This window comes from Variovorax paradoxus (genome assembly GCF_902712855.1).
GTDB classification, from domain to species: domain Bacteria; phylum Pseudomonadota; class Gammaproteobacteria; order Burkholderiales; family Burkholderiaceae_C; genus Variovorax; species Variovorax paradoxus_Q.
On record NZ_LR743507.1, the window covers coordinates 4,414,593 to 4,437,030 of the forward strand.

Consider the following 22,438-nt stretch of genomic DNA (forward strand, 5'->3'; position numbering starts at 1 on the left):
GCCGGGCCGCCACCCATCACTCACTTCATTTCAGCCCGCGTCGCCTCACTTGCTCGCGACGTGCACCCCGGGCCGCTCGCCCGCGTTCCACTTGCCGTCCAGTGCCCGCTCGATCTGCGCGGCCAGCTGCAGCAGCAAGCCGTCGTTCGCCTGCGCCGCCTGCGCCTGGATGCCCAGCGGCATGCCGTTCTCCTGCTTCGCCATCGGCAGCGAGATGCCCGGCAGGCCGCACAGGTTGGCCAGCGGCGTATACGCGAAGTTCTGCCAGAGGTTGGCGAACCAGTCGTGGACCGAGGGGTTGGTGCTGGTCGTGAGGTACTCGCTGGTGCCCACCCTGGGCGTCGGCAGCGCGGTGATGGGCGTGAGGATGATGTCCCACTGCTGGAAGAAGTTGCCGAAGGCGCGCGAAGTGGTGTTGAACACCGCCTGCATCTTCGAGCGCTCGGTGTAAGAGGTGTGCAGGCCGGCTTCCCAGATCTTGATGTTGATCGGCTCCAGCAGCTCGACTGGCGGCCGCTCCAGCCCGAGGCGGTGCAGGTGCCCGTCGATGACCTGTGCGAAGTTGCTGATGTAGCAGGTGGTCTGGGCGGCGAAGGCCGTTTGGAAGTCAACCTCGGGCAGCTTCCACTCCACGTGATGGCCCAGCCCCTCGAGGAACCTGCCCACGCGCTCCAGTTCGGCCACGAAATGCGGCGTGGCGCGGAAGTCCCCCCACTCGTGCGACAGCGCGATGCGCAGTCGGCCCGGGTCCTTGCGCAGGAGTTGGCTGTACGGCTCGGCCGGCGACCAGAACGGCATGAATTCGCCCGGCGCGCCGCCACGGCAATGGTCGACGAAGGCCGCGGTGTCGCGCACGGTGCGGCTGTGGCAGCCCTGGATCGACACCAGCCCCGACAGGTCAGACAGCCCCGGCGCCAGCGAGAACACGCCGCGCGACACCTTCAGGCCGATGTTGCCGTTCACGCCGGCCGGAATGCGGATGGAGCCGCCGCCGTCGGTGGCATGCGACAGCGGCAGCACGCCCGCCGCCACGATGGCGGCCGTGCCGGCCGACGAACCGCAGGTGGTGTAGTCGAGGTCCCAGGGGTTGCGCGTGACGTTGAACGCGTTCTCCACCGAACTGCACACGCCGAACTCGGGCGTGGTGCTGCGGCCCACGATGTTCAGGCCGGCCTTGCGCAGCTGCTGCGTGAGAAAGCTGTCGGCCGCCGGGCGTTCGCCCTGCATCATCGCGGAGCCGAACTCCTGCAGGCGGCCCTTGAGCGTGGGGCCCAGGTCCTTCATCAGGTACGGCAGGCCGGCGAAGACGCCCTCGGGGTTCATGCCGTCCTTCAGCGGGTCGGCCACGACGTCGTCGAACACCTCGACCACGGCGTCGAGCTGCGGGTTGACCTTGGCAATGCCCGCGGCGGCCTGCGCGGCCAGCTCGGCGGCCGACACATCGCCCTTGCGGACCCGCTCGGCCAGCCCGATGCCGTCGTGCGCGGCCCATTCTTCCCAACTCATTGCGAGCGTCATCTGGCGCGTTCCATTTCTTTGAAGGACATTTAGAAAACTGCGCAGCCGATTTTGCCGAGCGTGCCGGACAGCCGCATACTCGTTCGTGCTTGGGCGAGCGCATTCGTGGGACAAGCGACCACCGCACTGCGCCGCCGCCTCCCGCCGGCCTGCGAACCTTCGAAGGAAGACCATGCTCTACGCGATCCTCATCCACGGTTCCGAAGCTGCGATGGCAGCAGCGGACCCCGACGCCGAAGAAGACCTGCTCGAGCGCGAGACCGACCTGCGCGAGGACCTGCAGGCGCAGGGCCGGCTGGGCGCGGTGCTGCACCTGATGCCCGACGCGGCGATCACGGTGCGCCATGCGGGCGACCTGCATCCGCAGGTCACGACCGAACCGTTCGCCGAGACGCGCGAGCAGCTGATGGGCCTCTACGTGGTCGATTGCGAGTCGGCCGAGGAGGCCACGCATCTCGCGCACCGGCTGGCCTTCGACACCGGCATCTTCGAGATCCGGCCCGTGACCTGGTACGACCCGGGCGTGCTGCCGGCCCGGGTGCCGCAGGTCTGACGGCTTGCCGCGGCCGGGAAGGCCTGCTCCCTAGAATCCCGCGGGATCGCCTTCTCCCCTGCCCCGCATGCCGACCGAACACCTGTCCCAGCCCACCTTCGCCCTCGCCGACGCGCTGATCGTCGATCCTTTCTATCTCGCGATTTCCGCCGACTTCGCGCACGACATGCCGCAGCGCAAGGCGGTGCTGGCCGCGTACTTCGCCTATTCGCTGGGCGAGGCCGAGCGCACCGGCCGCTGCCTGCTGCCGGAAGACCCCGCGCTGGGCGCCGCGGCGTGGCTGCTGCCGCGCGCGGACCCGGTCGATGCCGCCGAGTCGGCGGCGAAGAACGAGTTCTTGGCGGCGACGCTCGGGCCGCTGGGCCACGCCAACTACCACCGCATCGTCGCGTTCATGGCGCAGCGCGCACCGGCGGTGGTGCCGGCGGACGCGTGGTACCTGTCGATCCTCGCCATCTCGCCCGCCGCGCAAGGCCGCGGGCTGGGCACGCGGCTGCTGGCGCCGACGCTCGCCGAGGCCGATGCAGCCGGCGTGCCCTGCTTCCTGGAAACCTTCACGCCGCCCAGCGTGCGCTTCTACGAGCGGCTGGGCTTCCGCCGCGAAGCCGCGCACCGCGAGCCGGTCGGCGGTTCGAGTACCTCATCATGTGCCGCCCGCCCTCTGCACCCGTGCCGGCCACGGACTGAACCGCAGGCCCGGCGCCCGGTCTCAACCCGCCCCGGGAAGAGCCGGGGATACAACCGGCAATGTTTGGCAACAATCCCTGAAAATATGTAGATTCGTCCTGGCCCCGGCCTTCCTCATCGGCCGACAACTCCGCTCCATGTCCTCTTCCCTGATCGAAGGCGCCGAGCCCGTCCTGCTTTCTCCCGCACTCATCGTCGAGGACGATCCGGCGATGCAGGAGCGGCTGCGCCATGTGCTGTCCACACTCGGCTGCGGAGAGGATCGCATCGCAGTGACCAACAGCGTGGCGGGCGCGCAGCACCTGCTCGGCGAGCGCGCCTACGGCGTGATGCTGGTGGACATCGGCCTGCCCGACGGCAGCGGCGTGGAACTCATCGGCTGGATGCAGACGCACCATCCGCGCGTGCCGGCGGTGGTCATCTCGGCCTGGCGCACGGAGGAGATCATCTTCGCGGCGCTGCGCGCGGGCGCCATCGGCTACCTGCTGAAGGAACGCGACGACCTGGAGCTGAGCATCGCGTTGCGCAGCATCGAGCAAGGCGGCGCGCCGATCGACCCGACCATCGCGCGGCGCATCCTGGCCTGGCTGGCGACCACGCAGACGCAGGCCGCCGCGCCGCAGCCAGCGGAAGAAACCGCGCCAGGGACCGAAGCGGCAACCGACGAAGCCGACGCCCGGCAAACCGCCCTGCCCAACGCGTTGACGCGGCGCGAAAACAGGATCCTCGAGCTCGTCTCGCAGGGGCTCAGCAACCGCGAGATGGCCGAGTCGCTGTCGATCTCCAGACTGACCGTGGAATGCCATACCAAGAACATCTACCGCAAGCTGGCCGTCAACTCGCGCACCGAGGCCGTCTTCCAGGCGCGGCGGCACGGCTTGCTGCGCTGACCGGGGCGTTCCTCTTCCTTTTTCTCCTGCTCGCGGCCGCCCCCGGCCCGGCCGCCGCGCAAGCGCTGCAGGTCGAGGCCGTGCGCGCCGCCGGCTGGCAGGACACGGCCCCCCCCGCGGAGGGCTGGACGCCCGTCACCCTGCCCGACAGCTGGGACACGCGCTGGCCCGCGTTCGAAGGCGTGGTCTGGTACCGGCTGACCTGGCAGCAGCCCGGGCAGGTACGCGAGGCGGGCCTGCTGCTGAACTACCTCAACATGGCCGGCGAGGTGTCGCTCAATGGCACCGTCATCTCGCGCGACGACAGCCTGGTCGAGCCGCTCACCCGCGCCTGGAACACGCCACGCTACTGGCTGCTGGCGCCGCCGCTGCTGCACGGCGGCACCAACGTGCTGCTGGTGCGCGTGTCGGGCCTGGCGCCCTACCAGGCGGGCCTCGGGCCGGTCGAACTCGGCACGCCGGCTGCCATGCAAGCGCGTTTCGAGCGGGAGCGGCTGGTGCGCCGCGACCTGCAGATGCTGGGCCTGGCGGTCAGCGCGGCGGTGGCGGCCTTCTTCGCGGCGTGGTGGTGGCTGCGCCGGCGCGAGACGGCCTATGGCTGGTTCGCCGCGATGTCGGTGCTGTGGCTGCTGTTCGCCTACAACCAGATCGCGACCAGCCCGTGGCCCTTCGGCTCCAACCATGGCTGGCAGGCGCTGAATACCTCGCTGCTGCTGACCTTCAGCGTGTCGTACCTCGTGTTCGTGCTGCGCTACGGCGGGCGCCGCATGCCGAGGCTGGAAGTCGCGGCGCTGCTGGTGGCGGCGGCCGGCGTGCTCGACCTGTGGCTGGCGCCGCTGGCCGAGCTCGCCGCGCACCGCGCCGTGTGGACGCTGGTGGGCGGACTCACGGTCATCGTGGTGAACAGCACCGCCATCGTCCACGCGTGGCGGCACCGCGGGAGCCCGCTGCGCTCGATCGCGCCGTTCATGGCGCTGTCGGCGGCCATGGGCGCACACGACCTGCTGGTGTTCACGCAGGTGATCGACAGCAACGTCTACTACACCAACATGTCGTCGTACGTGCTGCTGCTGGGCATGGCGCTGGCGCAGGCCGCGCGCTTCGCGCAGAGCCTGCGGCGCATCGAGAACTTCAACACCGAGCTGATCGAGGAAGTCAACGCCGCCAAGGCCGAACTGGCCGCCACGCTGGCGCAGCAGCATGCGCTGGAGCTGGCGCATGCGCGCATCGGCGAGCGCGTGAACCTGGTGAGCGACCTGCACGACGGCCTGGGCGGCATGCTGCTGGGCAGCATCGCGACGCTGGAGCGCCAGCCCGGCAACCTCGGCGCGCCCGAGCTGCTGGCGATGCTCAAGAGCCTGCGCGACGACCTGCGGCTGATCATCGACGCCACCGGCCGGGACGACGGCGCCCGCGCGCTGGGCGAGCTGCTGGCGCCGATGCGCCACCGCAGCGCGCAACTGCTCGATGCCAACGGCATCGACTGCCGGTGGACGGTGTCGAACATCGACACGCTCGAGCTGCCGCCGTCGAAAAGCCTCGACCTGATGCGTTTCCTGCAGGAGGCGCTGACGAACGTGCTCAAGCACAGCGGCAGCCGCCGCGTGGACGTGACCGTGGCGCGCGCCGGCGCCGAGCTGCAGTTGAGCGTGCGCGACGACGGCCGCGGCTTCGTGGTCGATCAGACGGGCACCGCCGGCAACAGCGGCGCCGGCCTGCGCAACCTGCGCGCGCGCGCACGCCGCCTCGGGGCCGAGCTGCAGTTGCAGTCGCGCCCCGGCGAAACGCAGGTGGCGCTGCGCATGCCGCTGGCCGCCTGAGCGCCGGCCGGGCCTGCGGCTGGCTAAAGCTCGAGCACCAGCCGGCCCTCGCACGCGCGCGAGCAGCAGGCCATCATCTTGGTGTTGGCATCGCGCTCGCTGCGCGTGAGCACCACGTCGCGGTGATCGACCTTGCCGGCCAGCACGCGCACCTCGCAGGAGCCGCACAGGCCTTCTTCGCAATCGCTCTGCACGTCGACGTTCGCGGCGCGCAGCGCGGTCAGCAGCGTCTGGTCGGGCGGCACGGTGAGCACCAGGCCGGAGTCCTTCAGCTCGACCTCGAAGGCGTGTTCCTTCGACGGATCGAGCGTGGCCAGCGTCGATTCGAAATGCTCCACGCGCAGCGCGCCTTCGGGCCACGCGGCGCAGCAATCCTCGAGGGCCTCGAGCATGCGCAGCGGGCCGCACGCATACACCTGTGCACCGGGCACGGGATGCGCAAGCAGCGCCTGCAGGTCGTTGCGCCGGCCTTCGTCGGCGGCGTGCACATGCAGGCGTTCGCCATGCAGCACCGCCAGTTCGTCGAGGAAAGCCATGGTCGCTCGGCTGCGGCCGCTGTAGTGCAGCTCGTAGTCGATGCCCAGCGCCCTGGCGCGGCGCGCCATCGCGCTCACCGGCGTGATGCCGATGCCGCCGGCGATGAAGATCGCCTTCTGCACGGACTCGTCGAGCCGGAAGTGATTGCGCGGTCCGCGAATGCGCAGCCGGTCACCGGCCTTCACGCCGGCGTGCACCCACGCCGAGCCGCCACGGCCTTCGGGCTCGTGCAGCACGGCGATTTCGAATGCGCCGGCATCGTCGGGGTCGCCGCACAGCGAGTACTGGCGCGAGCGTTCGGGGCTGCCGCATTCCACGTCGATGTGCGCGCCGGGCGTCCAGCGCGGCAGCGGCTTGCCGTCGGGCGAGGCCAGGCGCAGCCTGACGATGCCCTCGGCCACCGGCGTGACGCACTCGACCACCACCGGCCGCGCAATGGCATGCGCCGACGGCTCGCCGATGCGAACGGGCACCTGCACGTCGCGCAGGCCCTTGTTCGCGCGCTCGGGGTTGGCAGCAGGGTCCCACTCGACCAGCAGATGCTCGGGCCCGCGGAACGAGGTGTTCGGCACGTAGGTGAAGCGCTGCGGCGACAGCCGCATGTGCGGCAGGCGGCGCGTGAACTCCTCCAGGAAGATCTGCATCTCCATGCGCGCCAGGTTCTTGCCCATGCACTGGTGCGAACCGTAGCCGAAGGTGAGATGGTCGCTGGCGTTGTCGCGGCGGATGTCGAACAGGTCGGCATCGTCGAAATGCCTGTCGTCGTGGTTCGCCGACGAGGTCACGATGAGCAGGCGCGAACCCGCGGGCAGGTCGACGCCGCCGACCTGCGTGTTTTTGGTGACGAGGCGCCGCCATGCGGCAACCGAACCGTTGTGGCGCAGGCACTCTTCCACCGCGTTGGGAATGAGGCCCGGGTCCTCGCACAGTTCCTGCCACACCTGCGGGTGCTGCAGCAGCAGCTTCACCGCATTGGCGGTGGCATTGGCCGTGGTCTCGTGCGCGGCCACGATGCCGGCCATCATCATCGAGTGCAGGTACGAGTCGGTCACCACCTCGGGATGCAGCGCCTGCTTGCGGATGCCGTACTGCATCCAGCCGGGCGCGTCGGGGTCCTGGCGCATCTTGTCGAGCACCTTGCCGGCGTACTGCCAGAAGTTGCCCACCGCGTGCGCCACCGCCACCTGCTCCTCGGGCCTGGGGCGGCCCCAGGTGTTGACGGTGTGTGCGATGGAGTACTTGCGCAGCGTGTCCATGTCCTCCTCGGGCACGCCGAGGAAGTGCAGCGCCACGGTGAGCGGAATCTCCCACAGCATCTGGTCGACGAGGTCGGCGCGGCCGTCGTCGATGAAGCGGTCGACGTACTCGCGCGCCAGCTCGCGCACCATGGGCTCGTGGTGCTTCAGCGCCTCGGGCGTGAACGGGTCCATCAGCGCGCGGCGGCGCGGCATGTGAGCGGGCTCGTCCTCGTTGACCAGCGTGCGGTTCAGCGCGAAGCCGTACGAGGCCAGCACCGCGTTGGCCTCGTCGCCGGTGGGCGTGATCTTCTCGAGCGCGTTCGACGGGCTGAAGGTGATGTTGTCGCGGAACACCGCCTTGATGTCGTCGTAGCGCGTGATGACCCAGTAGCCGAGCTTCGGGCTCCAGAAGACCGGCTCCTGCTCGCGCGCCCAGCGCACGTACTCCGGCGGGTCCTGCTGGTAGCCGTCCTCGAAGGGGTCGAAGTCGGCGGCGCGCAGGCTCACCGGGCAACCGGTGGGCGTGCGCTCGGAAGACAGCGCGCCGTGCGCGACGGGGCAGCCGGAGGTGCGCTGCGCTGGCGCGGGATGTGCGGTGTCTGCCATGGCGTGGGGCTCAGTCGAGGGTGATCTTGAGGTCGTGGATCAGCTTGTGCCAGCGCACGGTTTCGTTCTTGAGCAGCTCGGCGTATTGCGCGGGCGTGTTGCCCACGGGCTCCACGCCGAAGTCGATCATGCGCGTGCGCACCGAGGGCTCGTTGATGGCCGCCACCAGCTGGCGGTTCAGCGTGCCGACCACATCCTTCGGCGTGGCCGAGGGCACCACCACGCCGACCAGCGCGGCGGCCTCGACGTTCTTGTAGCCGAGTTCGGCGAAGGTGGGGACGTCGGGCAGCTGCGGCAGGCGCGTGGGGTTGGCCACCGCCAGCGCGCGCACCTTGCCGCCCTTGATGAAGCCCGAGCCTGCGGCCAGGTCGACCATCATGGCCGGCAGCTGTCCGCCGACCACGTCGGCCAGCGCGGGCGCCGCGCCGCGGTACGGCACGTGCACCATGAACAGCTTGGCCTCCACCTTCAGCAGCTCCATCGCCAGGTGGTGCGGGCTGCCCGCGCCGGCCGAGGCGTAGTTGATGCCGCCCGGCTTGGCGCGGGCCTGCGCGATGAAGTCCTTGGCGGTGTTGAAGCCCGAGTTGGTGCCGACCACCAGGATCATGGGGAACTTGCCCATCAGCGTGACGGGCGTGAGGTCCTTGGTGGGGCTGTAGCTCAGCGACTTGTAGAGGGCGGGGTTGAAGACCAGCGTGCCGTTGTCGGCCGACAGCACCGTGTAGCCGTCGGCCGGCGAGCGCGCGGTTTCTGCGGCGGCCAGCGCGGTGTTGCCGCCGGGCTTGTTGTCGACCAGCACGGGCTGGCCGACCTGCGTGGACAGCGTCTGCGCCACCGTGCGCGCCAGGAAGTCGGAGCCGCCGCCGGCTGCATAGGGAACGATCCAGCGGATCGGCTTGGCGGGGAAAGTCTGTGCGCCGGCACCGGTGCTCGCCACTGCGACGAACGAAAGAACGGCGAGGCCGCGGGCAATCTGCTTCTTCATGGGGTGTCTCCGGATTGGATGTTGTGTATTGCGTAATTATCATACGCATTGCGTAATCAACTGCTCGCGGGTTTACCCGCGTTCGCGACCCGAGCGCCTAACATCCAGCCGACATGAGCTCATCCCCCGAACAATCACCCGTCCCCAACCGCGAGCGCCGGCAGCGCGTGCAGGCCGCCGAGACCGGCATGGCCGTGCTCAAGGGGCTGGCGCACCTGGGCGGACGCAGCAGCCTCACCGCGCTGTCGGCCCATGTCGGTGAAAGCCCGGCCAAGGTGCACCGCTACCTCGCCAGCCTGATGGAAGAAGGGCTGGTGCTGCAGGACGCCGCATCGCAGCACTACTACCTGGGCACGGAGGCCATCCAGATCGGACTGGCGGCGATGCGCCAGGCCGACCCGATCCGCGCGGCCGAGCCCTGCCTCATCCGGCTGCGCGAATCGCTCGAGGTGACCTGCTTCGTGGCGGTGATGGGCAACAAGGGGCCGACCATCGTGCGCTTCGAGGAGCCCGGCCTGCCAGTGACGGTGAACGTGCGCGTCGGCTCGGTGATGTCGATGCTGTGGTCGGCCACCGGCCGGGCCTTCCTGGGGCTGCTCGACGAGTCGCGCGTGCTGGCGCTGGCCGAACAGGAACTGGGCGACGCCACGCCCGACATGCGCGCGCAACTCGACGCGGCGGACCCGATCGGCGAACTGCGCCGCGCGGTGCGCGAGGCCGGCTGCGCCAGCGTGAAGGACACCTACCTGCGCGGCATCAGCGCCGTGGCGGCGCCGGTGTACGACTATGCGGGCCGGGTGAGCGCGGTGATCACCGCGCTGGGCGCCACGGGCGGGTTCGACCCCGCGGTGGACGGGCCCATTGCCGTGGCGGTGCGGCAGGAGGCCCGGGCTGCGAGCGCCCTGCTGGGCGCCTCGGCCTGACTTTTTCTGGCGCGCAGGGTCAGTCGGCCCAGACCACCACGCCGCTCCACGCGGTGGCCAGCACCACGATGCCGAAGGCGATGCGGTACCAGGCGAAGGGCACGAAGCTGTGGCTGCTGATGTAGCGTAGCAGCCAGCGCACGCACATCCAGGCACTGATGAACGAGAACACCAGGCCCACCGCGAACAGCGGCAGGTCGGCCATCGACAGCGCCGCGCGCTCCTTGTAGACGCTGTACACGCCCGCACCGATCAGCGTGGGAATGGCCAGGAAGAACGAGAAGTCGGTCGCCGCCTGGCGCGACAGGCCCAGCAGCATGCCGCCGATGATGGTCGAGCCGCTGCGGCTGGTGCCCGGGATCATGGCGAAGCACTGCACCAGGCCCACCTTGAGCGCGTCCCAGGGCGTCATGTCGTCCACGTGCTCGACGCGCACCGAGCCGGGCGGGCGCTTCTCCGCCCACAGGATGATGAAGCCGCCGATGATGAAGGTGCTCGCCACCACGGTCGGGATGAACAGGTGCGCCTTGATCACCTTGCCGAACAGCAGGCCCAGCACCACCGCCGGGAGGAACCCGATGAAGATGTTGAGCGCCAAGCGCTGCGCCTTGGGCTGGCGCGGCAGCGCCACCACGGTCGAGCGGATCTTCTGCCAGTAAACCAGGATCACGGCGAAGATCGCGCCGGTCTGGATGGCGATCTCGAAGACCTTGCCCCGGTTGTCGCCGAAGCCGCCGAGCAGCGAGCCCGCAAGAATCAGGTGGCCGGTCGAAGAGATCGGAAGAAATTCGGTCAGCCCCTCCACGATGCCCATGATGGCGGCCTTGACCAGCAAAACGATGTCCACGCGTACTCCTTGAAAGAGCGGCAATTATCGCGAGGGCCCGCGTCAGGTCGCGTTCAGGATACCCAGTTCCGGTGATGTTCGGCACCGGCGCATTGGCACATAGTGGCCGGCAGCCCTCGCGGGGCTCAAAGGAACCGTCTTGCCAACGCGAACTTTCTTACCTGGAAACGGGCTCGAAGAGCATGTCTCGACCGTCGACGATCACGGCGAGGATCGGCGCAAGGACATGCACGACATCGAGCGCGAACAGTGCGAGTCGATGCGGCGCGTGGCCCAGGCCACCGGCGCCTCGGCCCACGAGCTTCGCCGGCTCATGCAGCGCCTGCTCGACATCGAACTCGCCGGCTCGAGCGCCGGCATCGTCGCCGAGGGCCACATCGCGGCAGACCGCATGCAGTCGGGCATGCCGCTGCTCGACATGGGCAACGGCAGCATCGCCGGGCAGCGGACCGACGCGGTGCAGAGCATCGACTTCTGGCTGCTCGAGCCGCTCGACCCGGCACACGACAAGAAGTGGTACGCGCGCTGGAAGTTCTGGAGCTTCATGCTCGGCGCCGCCGCCCCCGACGCGGCGCTCACCCTGCAGGGCCTGGCGCTGCGCCCGAGCGAGCCCGGCGACACGCATGCCGACCTGGTCGCCAAGGCACGCAAGGTGCTCGAAAGCTGGCGCCGCACGTCCGAGCCGCTGTTCTGGGCGGCGGTGGAGTGCTACGTGCGGCAGCAGTCCTTCTCGCTCGAGACGCAGGCCTACCTGATGCATTGCATCGCCGCCACGTTCCCGGGCAACGCCATGAAGCTGTCGAACGCGCAGAGCGAGGAGCTCACGAACACGCTCACCGACACCTACTGCGACGCCCTCGGCACCGCGGCGACGATGCCGTCGGCCGACATCTACCGCCGCCTGTCGCAGGGCCTGCAGGGGACCGACCGCGAGACCATGCTCACGCGCCAGCTGGGCCGCGGCGATGCGGCGCAGATCGCGATCACGGCGCTGTTCGCGATCATCGAGAACACCCGCGCGCACTGAAGGGCGCGTTCAATTTTCGCCTTCGCGCTGAAGCGCGTGTTCAACCCGGGCGTGCCCGGCGCCGCAGCGCGCGCACGGCGCTGTCGACCGTGGTCAGCACCGGCAGGCCGCTGGCGGCCTCGCACGCGGTACGCGCGCGTGCCATGCTGAACTGCGCCAGCGCAATGCGCGTGCAGCCGCGCTCGCGCAACAACGCGGCCTGCGCGGCGATGAGCGCGTCGTGCCGCTGCGTGTCGCCGGCGTTGAGCGCATCGAGCGCGCCGTCGGCCAGTGCAGTCTCCAGCTCGGTGCCCGCCGGAAACTCCGGCGGCATCGACGCCAACGTGGGCGCGAACGTGGCGACGAGCCCGAGCCGCCCCTGCCCCTGGGCCGCCTCGTCGATCATGGCCTCGTTGGGCTTGAGCACCGGAATGCCCGCGTGCCACCGCGCCACCGCCTCGATGCACGGCCCGAAGGCCGAGCAGGTGAAGAGGATGCCCTGCGCGCCGGTGTCGACGGCGTACTGCGCCAACCGCTGGAAGCGCTCGTGCATCGCGTCGTCGAGCCCCTTGCCGCTGCGCGCGAGGTCCGCCGACAGGCTGTCGTCGAGCAGGTTCATGCGTTGCGCCTCGGGCCAGTCGCGCGAAAACGCGTCGTTGATGGGCGCGACGGAGTGCGAGAGCGCGTGGATCAGTGCAATGCGGGTCATCGGTGTCGGCTTCAGATGCCCTTCGACGAGGGATTCGCGAAGGCGTCCTTCGTCTCGGCGTTGAGCGGGTAGTTGATGTTGATGCCTTTGGGCGGAATGGGCGCCATGAACCACTTGTTGTAGAGCTTCTCCATCTCGCCCGACTTCATCATGCCCGACACCACGCGGTCGACCAGCGCCTTGAAGGCCGGGTCGTCCTTGCGGAACATGAGCGACTGGTTCTCGGTGCGCAGGCTCTCGCCGGTGATGACGAAATCCTTCGGGTTGCGCGCGTTCGCCAGTTGCCCGGCCAGCAGGATGTCGTCGAGCACGAAGGCCTGCGCGCGGCCGCTTTCCACCAGCAGGAACGAGTCGCTGTGGTCCTTGCCCGCAAGGTTGGTCACATCGAGGTTGCGGCCGCGGTCGGCCTCGCGCAACAGACGGAACGAGGTGGTGCCGCTGGTGGTCGCCACGGTCCTGCCCTGCAGGTCGGCGATGCTCCTGATGCCCGAATCGGCCTTGACCAGCATGCGCACGTTGTAGCGGAAGATGTCCGGCGAGAACGCCACCTGCTTCTGTCGGTCGACCAGGTTGGTGGTGGAGCCGCACTCGATGTCGACCGTGCCGTTCTGCACCAGCGGAATGCGGTTGGCCGAGGTGACGGCCTGGTACTTGATCTCGATGGCGGGCATCTTCAGCTCGCTCTTCACGGCCTCGACGATGCGGTTGCAGATCTCGATGCTGTAGCCCACCGGCTTCAGGTTGCCGTCGAGGTACGAGAAGCCGAACGACGATTCGCGGTAGCCGAAGGTGATGGCGCCGCTGGCCTTGATCTTCGCGAGCGTGTCGCTCTCCTGCGCCTGTGCGGCATGCGGCAGCAGCGCCGCGAAGGCCACGGCGAGCGCGGCGGCAAGAGACGAAAACAACGGACGTGGCTTGGGCATGGAACGCTCCTGTGAAGGACGGTGGAGGGGGGGAAACGCGAAAGGGAAAAAGTGCGCTCAGCGCGCCGCGGCACGCGTCACGGCATCGATCGATTCGGCAAGGCGCGTGGCGATCAGGCGCAGGTCGTCGCGCGTCGCGATGAAAGGCGGCGCCAGCAGCACGTGGTCGCCCTGGCGGCCGTCGACGGTGCCGCCGAAGGGATAGCACAGCAGGCCGCGCGACATGGCGTCCTTCTTGAGGACGGCATTGACCTTGAGCGCCGGATCGAACGGTGCCTTGCTGGCGCGGTCGGCCACCAGCTCGAGGCCCCAGAAGAAGCCGCGGCCCCGGATGTCGCCTACATGCGGATGCGCGCCCAGCACCTCGCGCAGCATCGCGCCGAAGGCGACGCCGTCCTCGCGCACCTTGGCGACCAGTCCGTCGCGCCGGATCACCTGCTGCACCGCCAGCGCCGCCGCACAGGCCATCGGGTGGCCGAGGTAGGTGTGGCCGTGCTGGAAGAAGCCGCTGCCGCCCGACATCGCCTCGACGATACGGCGCTGCGCCAGCACCGCGCCCACCGGCTGGTAGCCGCCACCCAGGCCCTTCGCGACAGTCATCAGGTCGGGCACCACGCCCTCCTGCTCGCAGGCGTGCAGCGAGCCGGTGCGCCCCATGCCGCACATGACCTCGTCGAGGATCAGGAGCACGCCGTATTTGTCGCACACCGCACGCACCGCCTTGAAGTAGCCGGGCACGGGCGTCAGCACGCCGGCGGTGGCACCGCCGACGGTCTCGGCCACGAAGGCGATCACGCGGTCCGCGCCCTGCGCGAGGATGGCCGCCTCGAGCTCGGCGGCCAGGCGCAGGCCGTACTGCTCGTCGCTTTCGCCGTCATGTTGTTCGCGGTACGGGTAGCACGGCGACACGTGCGTGGCGGGCACCAGGATCGGCGCGAAGGGCTCGCGCCGCCACGCGTTGCCGCCCACCGCCAGAGCGCCCAGCGTGTTGCCGTGATAGCTCTGGCGGCGCGCGATGAAGTGCGTGCGCTGGGGCTGGCCGACTTCCACGAAGTACTGGCGCGCCATCTTCAGCGCCGACTCGACCGCCTCGGAACCGCCGCTGACGAGGTAGACGTGGCTCATGCCCTCGGGCGCCGCGCCGACCAGCTCGTCGGCCAGTTGTTCGGCCACTTCGCTGGTGAAGAAGCTGGTGTGCGCATAGGCCAGCTTGTCGATCTGCGCGTGCATGGCGGCCATGACCTCGGAATGGGCATGGCCGAGCGACGACACCGCCGCACCGCCCGACGCGTCGAGGTATTCGCGGCCCTCGGCGTCGCGGATGTACATGCCGTGCGAGCCGGCGGCAACGGGCGGGGTCTGGCGAAGGTGGCGATGGAAGACGTGCGTCATGGCGATTCGGGCAATTCGTGCGGTTACGGCGGCTGGGGACGGTGCTCGCGGCTCCGGGTCTTGCGGTGCTGGAACCAACGTTTCGATCGAATTATTGTTTGGAACATTTGTTCCGTCAACTGTCTTTCGAAACCACGTCCGGTACATTTGTTCCAGACAGCACCGCAGACATCCCCCAAGAGAGGCACACGCCATGGGCGCCCGAGACCAGATCCGCCAGCGTTTCAACGACCTGAGCCCTGCGCTGCAGCAGGTGGCGCGCTACGTGCTCGACCATCCGAACGAGGTGGTCACCGGCTCGATGCGCAACGTGGGAACGCGCTCGCAGAGCACGCCGGCCACGCTGGTGCGCTTCGCGCAGCACCTGGGTTTCGAGGGCTGGCCGCAGCTCAAGGAAGCCTTCGCGGCGGACATGGGGCTGGGCAGTGCGACCTACGGCGGGCGCGCCAAGCAACTCGTGGGGCGCGCGAAGGACAACGGCCTGGCCGGCGAGATGTTCGAGGTGCAGCGACGCAACCTCGAGGCCACGCACCAGCAAAGCGAGCAGGCGCTGCAGAAGGCCTGCGCGTTGATCGAGAAGGCGCCGGCCGTGCATGCGGCGGGCTTCAGGGCCTGCTTTCCGATCGCGTTCTCGTTCGTCTACGTGTACCGGATTTTCCGCGCCAGCGTGCACCTGGTCGACGGCCAGGGCGGATCGCTGGAAATGCAGCAGCGTGCCTTCGCCAAGGGCGACGCGCTGGTGGTCGCCAGCTTCGCGCCCTACTCGCGCGAGGCGCTGCAGGTGACGCAGGCGGCCAAGGACGCCGGCTGCCGCATCGTGGCCATCACCGACAGCGTGACTTCGCCGCTGTCGCTGCTGGCGGACGAAACGCTGCTGTTCACGATCAGCAGCCCGTCGTTCTTTCCATCGGTCGCGGCGGGCGTGGCGTTGACCGAGGCGCTGGTCGAGTTGCTTGCCAGCCGCGCGGGCAAGCCGGTGGTGCGCCGCATCGACCAGGCGGAAGCGCAGCTGTTCGAGTCGGGCGCGTACCTCATGCCGCCGCCGGTGCGCGGCAGCTAATCAAGCCTGTCGGCGGGGAACAGGCCGCTCAGGCCAGCGTGCGGGTGCGATCGGCGTTCTTGCGCAGGTGCAGCACCAGCAGGTCGCGGTTGGACGTGATGTGCTCGCGCATGATGGCCTCGGCTTCGGCGGCGTCGCGCCGGCCCAGCGCCTCGACCAGGCGGGTGTGATCCTCGAAGGCCAGCAGCGCCTGCTCGCGCCGGTAGAGCAGCATCGAGGCCTCGCGGTTGTGCGGACGCAGGTTGCTGTCGAAGATGATCGGCAACTGCCGGGCACGGTGCACCGCTTCGGTCAGCCAGCGGTTGTCCGCCAGCATCATCAGCTTGTGGTGGAACGCCAGGTTCAGGTCGTGCCAGCACAGCGCGCGGTCGTCGTCCCACTGCTTTTCCTTCAGCACTGCGCGCTGCGCATCCAGCATGCCCTGCAGGCACTCGTGCGCCTCGCGCTCCAGGCCGTGTTCCGCGATGAGGCGGCAGGCCATCGCCTCGAGGTTGGCCCGCACGCTGAAGGCGTCGAACACGTCCTTGGCGTTGAAGCGGCGCACCTGAAAACCCTTGTTGGGCACGTACACCAGCAACCCCTCGTCGGCCAGGCGCGCCATCGCGCCGCGCACGGGCGTGCGCGACACGCCGAGCTCGTTGGCGAGCGTGATCTCCATCAGGTGCGAACCGGGAGAGAAGATGCCGTCGAAGATGCGGTTGCGCAGCGTCTCGGCCACGGACAACGCGCGTGTCCGGGAGGGATCTGGGGGATTCATCGAGGTCGGAAAACAGGGGTGGCCCGACAGAGGCCGCGGGCGATGGTACGGCGGCGTATCGTTACTTCATATACCCAATTTCCGTAAAAATAGGATTAGCGGCAGTTTTTGCAAAAATACGCAAAATTTCCTAACTTACGTTAACAGTTGTCAACTTTTCGTTGCAAGTCTCCAACGGCATTTTCGAGACCGGCTGAACGCGTCTAAAGCGTGAACGGGCAGTTGCTTGCTGGTCGGAACGGCGCGGCCATCGGCAAGCGCCGTGTTTTCCAGCCACGGAACCCCGGCCCCGGACCTCGAGTCGAACCGCTGTCGCAGCGCCTTGCCGCGACAGGAGGTAATGACCATGAAGCAAGTGAAGCACTGGCAAGACCCCGTCAACGCCGTCGCCGGCGCCTGGCTGATCGTCTCGCCCTGGGTCCTGGGCTTTTCGGACATGACACCCGCCATGTGGGCCATGGTGGCCACCGGTATCGTGCTCGGTGCGGTGGCGCTGGGTGCGACCTTCGTGCCTCGACAGTGGGAAGAATGGACCGAGGTGGCACTTGCCGCGTGGCTCGCGGTCTCTCCGTGGGTCGCCGGCTTCCGTGGCGTCGAAGCGGCGCTGGTCAACGCGGTGCTCGTGGCCGCGGTGATCCTGGTGCTCGCGCTGTGGGTGCTGGTGACCGACAAGGACTATCTGGGCCACGCGATCGATCGTCCGGCGCATTGACCACCGGTGCGCCGTGACACCAGAAGGCCGGGGCGCCGCGCGCCCGGGCCGAAAGGATGAGCCCCGCGGCTCATCCGCAAGATCAGCCGATCACTGCGTGCGGGGTGCGGTGGCCTGGTCCGCGTTCGATGCTGCCCCCATCCACCCCGCCTGCCAGCCACCGCCCATCGCCTGGATCAGGGCGATGGCGGTGGTCTGGCGATTCACCTGCAGCTGCACCAGCGTGCGCCGCGCGTTGAGCGCTGCGGCCTGCGCCGTAACCACGTCGGTGTAGCTCACCTGCGCCGCGCGGTAGCGATTCAGCAGTTGCTGCTCGGTCTTGTCCGCCGCGAGAGAGGCTTCGCGGCGCAGCCCTTCCTGCTCGGCCAGCGCGGCGCTCGCAGTGAGTTGGTCTTCTACGGCCTGGAAGGCGGTAAGCACCGTCTGGCGATAGCGCGCCACGCTCGACTCGTAGCCAGCTTTGGCGGAGTCGACGTTGGCGGCGATGGCTCCCGCGTCGAACACCACCTGCGCCACCGAGAAGCCCAGCGACCACAGCGAGTTCGCCGAGCCGAACAGGTCCTTCACCCGGCTGGCATTGCTGCCGACCGAGGCCGTGAGGTTGATGTTGGGGAAATACGCCGCGCGGGCAATGCCGATCTGCGCGTTCGCCGAGGCCACGGTGCGCTCGGCGGCAGCGATGTCGGGCCGGCGCTGCAGCAATGTCGACGGCACGCCCAGCGGAACGCCTGGCACCACCGGTGTCCACTTCGCCGCCTGCAGACTGAAGTCGGCCGGTGCCACGCCCAGCAGCGTGGCAATGGCGTGCTCGTAGGTGGTGCGCGTGCGCTGCAGCCCCACCCGCTCGGCCTTGGCATTCACGAGCTGGGTCTGCGCCTGCAGCACGTCGGTCTGCGCCGAGATGCCCGCCGCGTAGCGGTTGCTGGTGATCTCGAAGGCGCGCTGGTAGCCCTGGATGGTTTCGTCGAGCAGCACGATCTCGGCGTCGGCCTCGCGCAGCGAGAAATAGTTGATGGCCAGGTCGCCGATGGCCGACAGGCGCGCAGCGGCCAGGTCGGCCTCGCTGGCCTGCGCGCTGGCCTGTGCGCTGCTCACCGCTTCGCGCAGGCGGCCCCACACGTCGGGCGTCCAGCTCGCGCCGAGCGTGGCGCCGAAGGCATTCGACGGATTGGCGCTTGCATTGCCGCCCACGGTGCCCGTGCGCTTGCCCGAACCGTCGAGCGACACCGAAGGGAACAGCGCCGCGCGTTCGCCGCGCACGAGCGCCTGGGCCTGCGTGTAGTTGGCCACCGCAGCGGCGATGTTCTGGTTCGACACCTGCACGCGGCCGGCCAGTTCGTCGAGCGTGGCGTCGCCGAACAGCTTCCACCATTCGCCGCGGTCCAGCGCGTCGGCCGGCGCAGCCGGCAGCCAACCCTCGGCAGTCTTCTGTTCCTTCCAGCCGGCGGAGGCGGCGGTCGCGGGTTGCTCGTAGCGCGGACCGACGGCGCAGCCCGCAAGGGCAGCCGCCAGCGCCAGTGCCGAAAGCGAAAAACGGGAAGTGGAAAGCAGTGCGTTCATGGCAGTGTGGTTCTCAGACGGGCGTTGCACGGCTCAGTTCGTGTTCGTTCTTGCCTCGGCGGCGCAGCTTGTCGAGCAGCAGGTAGACCACCGGCGTGGTCAGCAGCGTGAGCAGCTGGCTCGCGATCAGGCCGCCGATGATGGCCACGCCCAGAGGCCGGCGCAGTTCGGCACCCTCGCCGAAGCCGATGGCCAGCGGCAGCGCACCCAGCGCGGCGGCCAGCGTGGTCATCAGGATCGGGCGGAAGCGCAGCAGGCAGGCCTCGCGCACCGCCTCCAGCGGCGTGAGCCCGCGCGAGCGCTCGGCCTCCAGCGCGAAGTCGATGATCAGGATGGCGTTCTTCTTCACGATGCCGATCAGCAGGAACACGCCGATCAGCGCGATGATGGAGAACTCCATGCGGAACATCAGCAGTGCCAGCACCGCGCCCACGCCGGCCGACGGCAGCGTCGACAGCACCGTGATCGGATGCACCAGGCTCTCGTACAGGATGCCAAGCACGATGTAGATCACCACCAGCGCCGCCAGGATCAGCATGAGCTGCTGGCTCTGCGACTGCTGGGCGCTGGCCGCCGTGCCGGCGAACGCACCGCGCACGTTGGTCGGCATGGCGATGTTGGCCTCGGCCTTGGCGATGGCCTCGCGTGCGTCCCCGAGGTTCGCGCCCTCGGCCAGGTTGAACGAGATGGTCGTGGCCAGTTCGCCGTCTTCATGACTCACCGAGGTGGCCACCGACTGTTCCTCGAACTTCGCCACCGCCGACAGCGGCACCAGGTTGGTGGCCGTGTTGCTCAGCACGTTGCCCGACGAGGCATTGCGCAGCGCGGGGTTGGCGGACACGGGCACCGCGGTGCTGGCGGCGCTCGAACTGGCGGTCGAGGACGACGATGTCGAAGCCGTCGCGGCCGATGCCGCCACCTGCATAGTCACCGTCTGCCCGGCCACCACCGAGGTCTTGGTGGCCGGCACGTAGATGTCGCGCAGCGAGTTCGGGCTGCGCGTGTAGCGCGGCGCCCACTCCATCACCACGTGGTACTGGTTCAGCTCGGTGTAGATGGTGGCCACCTGCCGCTGGCCGAAGGCGTTGTACAGCGCGTTGTCGATGGAGGTCGAGGTCAGGCCGAGCCGGCGCGCGCTGTCGGGGTCGACCTTGGCCACCGTCTCCACGCCATTCTGATCCTGGTCGGTGTCGATGTCGGTCAGCACCGGCTGCAGCTTCAGTTCGTCGGACAGCTTCAGCGCCCAGGTCCGCAGGTCGGTCAGGCTGTCGCTCTTGAGCGTGTACTGGTAGGTGGAATTGCTCGAGCGGCCGCCCGAGCGCACGTCCTGCACCGTACCCAGGAAAACGCGCAGGCCGGTCACCTCGGCCAGTTGCGGCCGCAGCCGCGCGATGACGGCCATGCCGCTGTCCTTGCGCTGGCTGGCCGGCTTCAGGTTGACGAACATGAAGCCGCCGCCTGCCCGGCCGGCGCCGGTGAAGCCCACCACCGTGTCGACCGCCTCGTCCTTGCGGATGATGTCGACAACCTGTCGCAGCTTGGCGGCCAGCGCCTGGGACGAAATGCTCTGGTCGGCGCGCAGGCCGCCGTTGAGCTGCCCGCTGTCCTGCTGCGGGAAGAAGCCCTTGGGCGCGGCGCTGAACAGGTACACGTTCAGCCCGACCACCGCCACCAGGATCAGCATGACCAGGCCCTTGCTGTCGAGCGCCCAGTCGAGGCTGGTCTCGTAGCGCTTGAGCACCCAGTCGTAGCTGCGCGCGGCCATGCGCCCGAACCTGCCCTGCGGCTTGTCCTTGTCGTGTTCGCCGCCACGCTTGAGCATCCAGGCGCACATCATGGGCGTGGTGGTCAGCGAGATGACGAGCGAGATCAGCACCGCCGCCGACAAGGTCACCGCGAACTCACGGAACAGCCGCCCCACCTGCCCGCCCATGAACAGCAGCGGAATGAACACCGCCACCAGCGACACGCTGATCGACAGCACCGTGAAGCCCACTTCCTTCGCGCCGAGCAGCGCCGCCTTCATGCGCGTCATGCCCGACTCGATGTGCCGGCTGGTGTTCTCGAGAACCACGATGGCGTCGTCCACCACGAAGCCCGTGGCCACGGTGAGCGCCATCAGGCTCAGGTTGTTGAGGCTGAAGCCCAGCAGGTACATCACCCCGAAAGTGCCCAGCAGCGCCGCCACCGTGGCCACCGCCGGCACGATGGTCGCGCGCACGCTGCGCAGGAACAGGCTGACCACCAGCACCACCAGAATCACCGAGATGACCAGCGTGAGCTCGACCTCGCGCAGCGAACCGCGGATGGAGTTCGTGCTGTCCGACGCCACCTGCAGCGTGACGTCTGGCGGCAGTTGCGCCTGCAGTTCGGGCAGCAGCGCGCGCACGCTGTCGACGGTCTCGATGATGTTGGCCGAAGGCTGCCGCGTGATCAGCACGATGATCGCGGGCTCGCCGTTGAACAGGCCCAGCGTGCGCGTGTCCTCCACGCCGTCGAGCACTTCGGCCACGTCCTGCAGCCGCACCGCCGCGCCATTGCGCCAGGCGATGACCATCGAGGCGTAGTCGCTCGCACGCAGCGCCGGCGTCTGCGTGTAGATCTGCAGCTTGCGGCCGTCGCCCTGCACCGTACCCTTGGGCCGGTTGGCGTTGGAAGCCTGGATCGCCGCGCGCACGTCGTCGGTGCTGATGCCGTAGCGGTTGAGCGCGAACGGCAACAGCTCGATGCGCACCGCCGGCAGCGAGCCACCGCCGATTTCCACGTCGCCCACCCCGTCCACCTGCGACAGGCGCTGGCTGACGATGTTCGACACCGCGTCGTAGATCTGGCCGGGGGTCTTGGTCTTGGACGTGAGGGCCAGGATGATGACCGGCGACGCCGCCGGGTTGGCCTTGCGGTAGGTCGGGTTGCTGCGGAGCGTGGCGGGCAGGTCCACGCGGCTGGCGTTGATCGCGGCCTGCACTTCCCTCGCGGCACCGTCGATGTTGCGGTTGAGGTCGAACTGCAGCGTGACCCGGGCGGAGCCGACGGAGCTGGTGGACGTCATTTCGTTGACGCCTGCGATGGTGCCGAGGTGGCGCTCCAGCGGGGTTGCGACGCTGGTGGCCATCGTTTCCGGGCTTGCGCCGGGGATCGAGGCTCTGACCGAGATGACGGGGTAGTCGACCTGGGGGAGCGGGGAGACCGGGAGGACGAAGAATGCGGCTATGCCGGCGAGGGCTACGCCTATGGTTAGCAGTACTGTGCCTATGGGGCGGCGGACGAAGGGTCTGGAGAGGTTCATTGCTGCGCTCCTTGCGGAGGGCAGAGATCTGGTCTCGGCTTTTGCGCTGCTTGCTTAGGGCAGAGATCTGGTCTTGGCTTTTGCTTTCCTTGCGGAGGGCAGAGGCCGGGTCTCGGCCCGGCGGCCGACCTGCTTTCTTTTGCTTCGCCAAAAGAAAGTAGGCAAAGAAAAGGCGACCCCACTGTCTGCGACCCCTTCGCTGCGCTACGGGGCAACCTGCGGTGCTCGCTTTTCGCGGGGTCCGCAGAACTCGCTTCGCTCAAACAGCTGCGGCCCTGATCCGCGAAACACTGCGCTCCTCGGCGCAGCCAGAGGGGGTGGGAGCGGGAACAACACAGGCCTTTGCTTCGCTCGGCCACCGATGCCCAGCAGGCGCGCAGCGCCCGCTGGGCTTGCTGGGCTTGCTGTGCCTGCTGTGCCTGCTGTGCT

Annotated in this window: 18 protein-coding genes; 8 read left to right on the forward strand and 10 right to left on the reverse strand. The window is 68.7% G+C overall.

All coding sequences use genetic code 11. From position 1 onward, the window contains the following. Positions 1–45: 45 nt before the first annotated feature. On the reverse strand, positions 46–1,518 hold the full coding sequence (locus tag AACL56_RS20535) for an amidase (protein WP_339091647.1): 1,473 nt from the start codon (positions 1,516–1,518) through the stop codon (positions 46–48). A 172-nt stretch (positions 1,519–1,690) separates the two neighbouring features. Between AACL56_RS20535 and AACL56_RS20540 the strand changes: the two genes are divergently transcribed. The 4 genes from AACL56_RS20540 to AACL56_RS20555 all read left to right on the forward strand — a co-directional run bounded on the left by AACL56_RS20540 (position 1,691) and on the right by AACL56_RS20555 (position 5,468). Then, positions 1,691–2,071, forward strand: a complete 381-nt coding sequence (locus AACL56_RS20540) for a YciI family protein (protein ID WP_339091648.1) — start codon at positions 1,691–1,693, stop codon at positions 2,069–2,071. A gap of 67 nt (positions 2,072–2,138) precedes the next feature. Then, positions 2,139–2,849, forward strand: coding sequence for a GNAT family N-acetyltransferase (locus tag AACL56_RS20545; RefSeq protein WP_339091649.1), 711 nt, complete (start codon positions 2,139–2,141; stop codon positions 2,847–2,849). A 46-nt stretch (positions 2,850–2,895) separates the two neighbouring features. Further along, positions 2,896–3,648 carry a response regulator transcription factor gene (locus tag AACL56_RS20550; RefSeq protein WP_339091650.1) on the forward strand — a complete coding sequence of 251 codons (753 nt, stop codon included), beginning with the start codon at positions 2,896–2,898 and terminating at the stop codon, positions 3,646–3,648. Next, the gene (locus AACL56_RS20555; RefSeq protein ID WP_339091651.1) at positions 3,558–5,468 is read left to right on the forward strand and encodes a sensor histidine kinase; all 1,911 of its coding nucleotides are present in this window, start codon (positions 3,558–3,560) and stop codon (positions 5,466–5,468) included. Before AACL56_RS20550 ends, AACL56_RS20555 begins: the two co-directional genes overlap by 91 nt. Before the next feature lie 23 nt (positions 5,469–5,491). On the opposite strand, the gene AACL56_RS20560 is transcribed toward AACL56_RS20555, so the two are convergent. Continuing rightward, positions 5,492–7,849, reverse strand: a complete 2,358-nt coding sequence (locus AACL56_RS20560; RefSeq protein WP_339091652.1) for a cytochrome P450/oxidoreductase — start codon at positions 7,847–7,849, stop codon at positions 5,492–5,494. A gap of 10 nt (positions 7,850–7,859) precedes the next feature. Further along, positions 7,860–8,834, reverse strand: coding sequence for a Bug family tripartite tricarboxylate transporter substrate binding protein (locus tag AACL56_RS20565; RefSeq protein ID WP_339091653.1), 975 nt, complete (start codon positions 8,832–8,834; stop codon positions 7,860–7,862). Between the two features lie 113 nt (positions 8,835–8,947). Between AACL56_RS20565 and AACL56_RS20570 the strand changes: the two genes are divergently transcribed. Continuing rightward, positions 8,948–9,757 (forward strand): IclR family transcriptional regulator, encoded by an 810-nt coding sequence (locus tag AACL56_RS20570; protein ID WP_339091654.1) that lies wholly within the window; start codon positions 8,948–8,950, stop codon positions 9,755–9,757. 19 nt (positions 9,758–9,776) lie between these two features. Here AACL56_RS20570 and AACL56_RS20575 read toward each other — a convergent pair whose 3' ends face one another. After that, the gene (locus AACL56_RS20575; protein ID WP_339091655.1) at positions 9,777–10,604 is read right to left on the reverse strand and encodes an undecaprenyl-diphosphate phosphatase; all 828 of its coding nucleotides are present in this window, start codon (positions 10,602–10,604) and stop codon (positions 9,777–9,779) included. A gap of 226 nt (positions 10,605–10,830) precedes the next feature. Here AACL56_RS20575 and AACL56_RS20580 point away from each other — a divergent pair, with 226 nt between their 5' ends. Beyond that, the gene (locus AACL56_RS20580; protein WP_339091656.1) at positions 10,831–11,631 is read left to right on the forward strand and encodes a hypothetical protein; all 801 of its coding nucleotides are present in this window, start codon (positions 10,831–10,833) and stop codon (positions 11,629–11,631) included. Between the two features lie 40 nt (positions 11,632–11,671). Here AACL56_RS20580 and AACL56_RS20585 read toward each other — a convergent pair whose 3' ends face one another. From AACL56_RS20585 to AACL56_RS20595, 3 genes are read right to left on the reverse strand one after another with little or no spacing between them, the layout of a single operon-like run. Continuing rightward, positions 11,672–12,319, reverse strand: a complete 648-nt coding sequence (locus AACL56_RS20585) for an aspartate/glutamate racemase family protein (RefSeq protein WP_339091657.1) — start codon at positions 12,317–12,319, stop codon at positions 11,672–11,674. 11 nt (positions 12,320–12,330) lie between these two features. Then, a complete protein-coding gene (locus tag AACL56_RS20590; protein WP_339091658.1) occupies positions 12,331–13,242 on the reverse strand; it encodes a transporter substrate-binding domain-containing protein in 912 nt (303 codons plus the stop codon). A gap of 57 nt (positions 13,243–13,299) precedes the next feature. Then, positions 13,300–14,634, reverse strand: coding sequence for an aspartate aminotransferase family protein (locus tag AACL56_RS20595; protein ID WP_339091659.1), 1,335 nt, complete (start codon positions 14,632–14,634; stop codon positions 13,300–13,302). Positions 14,635–14,827: 193 nt separating this feature from the next. Here AACL56_RS20595 and AACL56_RS20600 point away from each other — a divergent pair, with 193 nt between their 5' ends. Beyond that, complete coding sequence (locus AACL56_RS20600) at positions 14,828–15,694, forward strand: MurR/RpiR family transcriptional regulator (RefSeq protein ID WP_339091660.1); 867 nt, start codon at positions 14,828–14,830, stop codon at positions 15,692–15,694. 28 nt (positions 15,695–15,722) lie between these two features. On the opposite strand, the gene AACL56_RS20605 is transcribed toward AACL56_RS20600, so the two are convergent. Next, positions 15,723–16,451, reverse strand: a complete 729-nt coding sequence (locus AACL56_RS20605) for a GntR family transcriptional regulator (RefSeq protein ID WP_339091661.1) — start codon at positions 16,449–16,451, stop codon at positions 15,723–15,725. A gap of 346 nt (positions 16,452–16,797) precedes the next feature. Here AACL56_RS20605 and AACL56_RS20610 point away from each other — a divergent pair, with 346 nt between their 5' ends. Beyond that, a complete protein-coding gene (locus AACL56_RS20610) occupies positions 16,798–17,163 on the forward strand; it encodes an SPW repeat protein (protein WP_339091662.1) in 366 nt (121 codons plus the stop codon). Between the two features lie 90 nt (positions 17,164–17,253). Here AACL56_RS20610 and AACL56_RS20615 read toward each other — a convergent pair whose 3' ends face one another. Both AACL56_RS20615 and AACL56_RS20620 read right to left on the reverse strand, forming a co-directional pair. Beyond that, positions 17,254–18,723, reverse strand: a complete 1,470-nt coding sequence (locus AACL56_RS20615) for an efflux transporter outer membrane subunit (RefSeq protein ID WP_339091663.1) — start codon at positions 18,721–18,723, stop codon at positions 17,254–17,256. Between the two features lie 13 nt (positions 18,724–18,736). Further along, positions 18,737–22,009 carry an efflux RND transporter permease subunit gene (locus AACL56_RS20620; RefSeq protein WP_339091664.1) on the reverse strand — a complete coding sequence of 1,091 codons (3,273 nt, stop codon included), beginning with the start codon at positions 22,007–22,009 and terminating at the stop codon, positions 18,737–18,739. Positions 22,010–22,438: the final 429 nt, after the last annotated feature.

Excerpts from the sequence above, each read along its gene's own strand:
- AACL56_RS20620 (WP_339091664.1), bottom strand. The coding sequence starts at position 22,009 with ATGAACCTCTCCAGACCCTTCGTCCGCCGCCCCATAGGCACAGTACTG.
- AACL56_RS20590 (WP_339091658.1), bottom strand. The coding sequence starts at position 13,242 with ATGCCCAAGCCACGTCCGTTGTTTTCGTCTCTTGCCGCCGCGCTCGCC.
- AACL56_RS20535 (WP_339091647.1), bottom strand. The coding sequence starts at position 1,518 with ATGACGCTCGCAATGAGTTGGGAAGAATGGGCCGCGCACGACGGCATC.
- AACL56_RS20565 (WP_339091653.1), bottom strand. The coding sequence starts at position 8,834 with ATGAAGAAGCAGATTGCCCGCGGCCTCGCCGTTCTTTCGTTCGTCGCA.
- AACL56_RS20580 (WP_339091656.1), top strand. The coding sequence starts at position 10,831 with ATGCACGACATCGAGCGCGAACAGTGCGAGTCGATGCGGCGCGTGGCC.
- AACL56_RS20560 (WP_339091652.1), bottom strand. The coding sequence starts at position 7,849 with ATGGCAGACACCGCACATCCCGCGCCAGCGCAGCGCACCTCCGGCTGC.
- AACL56_RS20555 (WP_339091651.1), top strand. The coding sequence starts at position 3,558 with ATGCCATACCAAGAACATCTACCGCAAGCTGGCCGTCAACTCGCGCAC.
- AACL56_RS20615 (WP_339091663.1), bottom strand. The coding sequence starts at position 18,723 with ATGAACGCACTGCTTTCCACTTCCCGTTTTTCGCTTTCGGCACTGGCG.
- AACL56_RS20545 (WP_339091649.1), top strand. The coding sequence starts at position 2,139 with ATGCCGACCGAACACCTGTCCCAGCCCACCTTCGCCCTCGCCGACGCG.
- AACL56_RS20550 (WP_339091650.1), top strand. The coding sequence starts at position 2,896 with ATGTCCTCTTCCCTGATCGAAGGCGCCGAGCCCGTCCTGCTTTCTCCC.
- AACL56_RS20605 (WP_339091661.1), bottom strand. The coding sequence starts at position 16,451 with ATGAATCCCCCAGATCCCTCCCGGACACGCGCGTTGTCCGTGGCCGAG.
- AACL56_RS20595 (WP_339091659.1), bottom strand. The coding sequence starts at position 14,634 with ATGACGCACGTCTTCCATCGCCACCTTCGCCAGACCCCGCCCGTTGCC.
- AACL56_RS20540 (WP_339091648.1), top strand. The coding sequence starts at position 1,691 with ATGCTCTACGCGATCCTCATCCACGGTTCCGAAGCTGCGATGGCAGCA.
- AACL56_RS20585 (WP_339091657.1), bottom strand. The coding sequence starts at position 12,319 with ATGACCCGCATTGCACTGATCCACGCGCTCTCGCACTCCGTCGCGCCC.
- AACL56_RS20570 (WP_339091654.1), top strand. The coding sequence starts at position 8,948 with ATGAGCTCATCCCCCGAACAATCACCCGTCCCCAACCGCGAGCGCCGG.
- AACL56_RS20600 (WP_339091660.1), top strand. The coding sequence starts at position 14,828 with ATGGGCGCCCGAGACCAGATCCGCCAGCGTTTCAACGACCTGAGCCCT.
- AACL56_RS20610 (WP_339091662.1), top strand. The coding sequence starts at position 16,798 with ATGAAGCAAGTGAAGCACTGGCAAGACCCCGTCAACGCCGTCGCCGGC.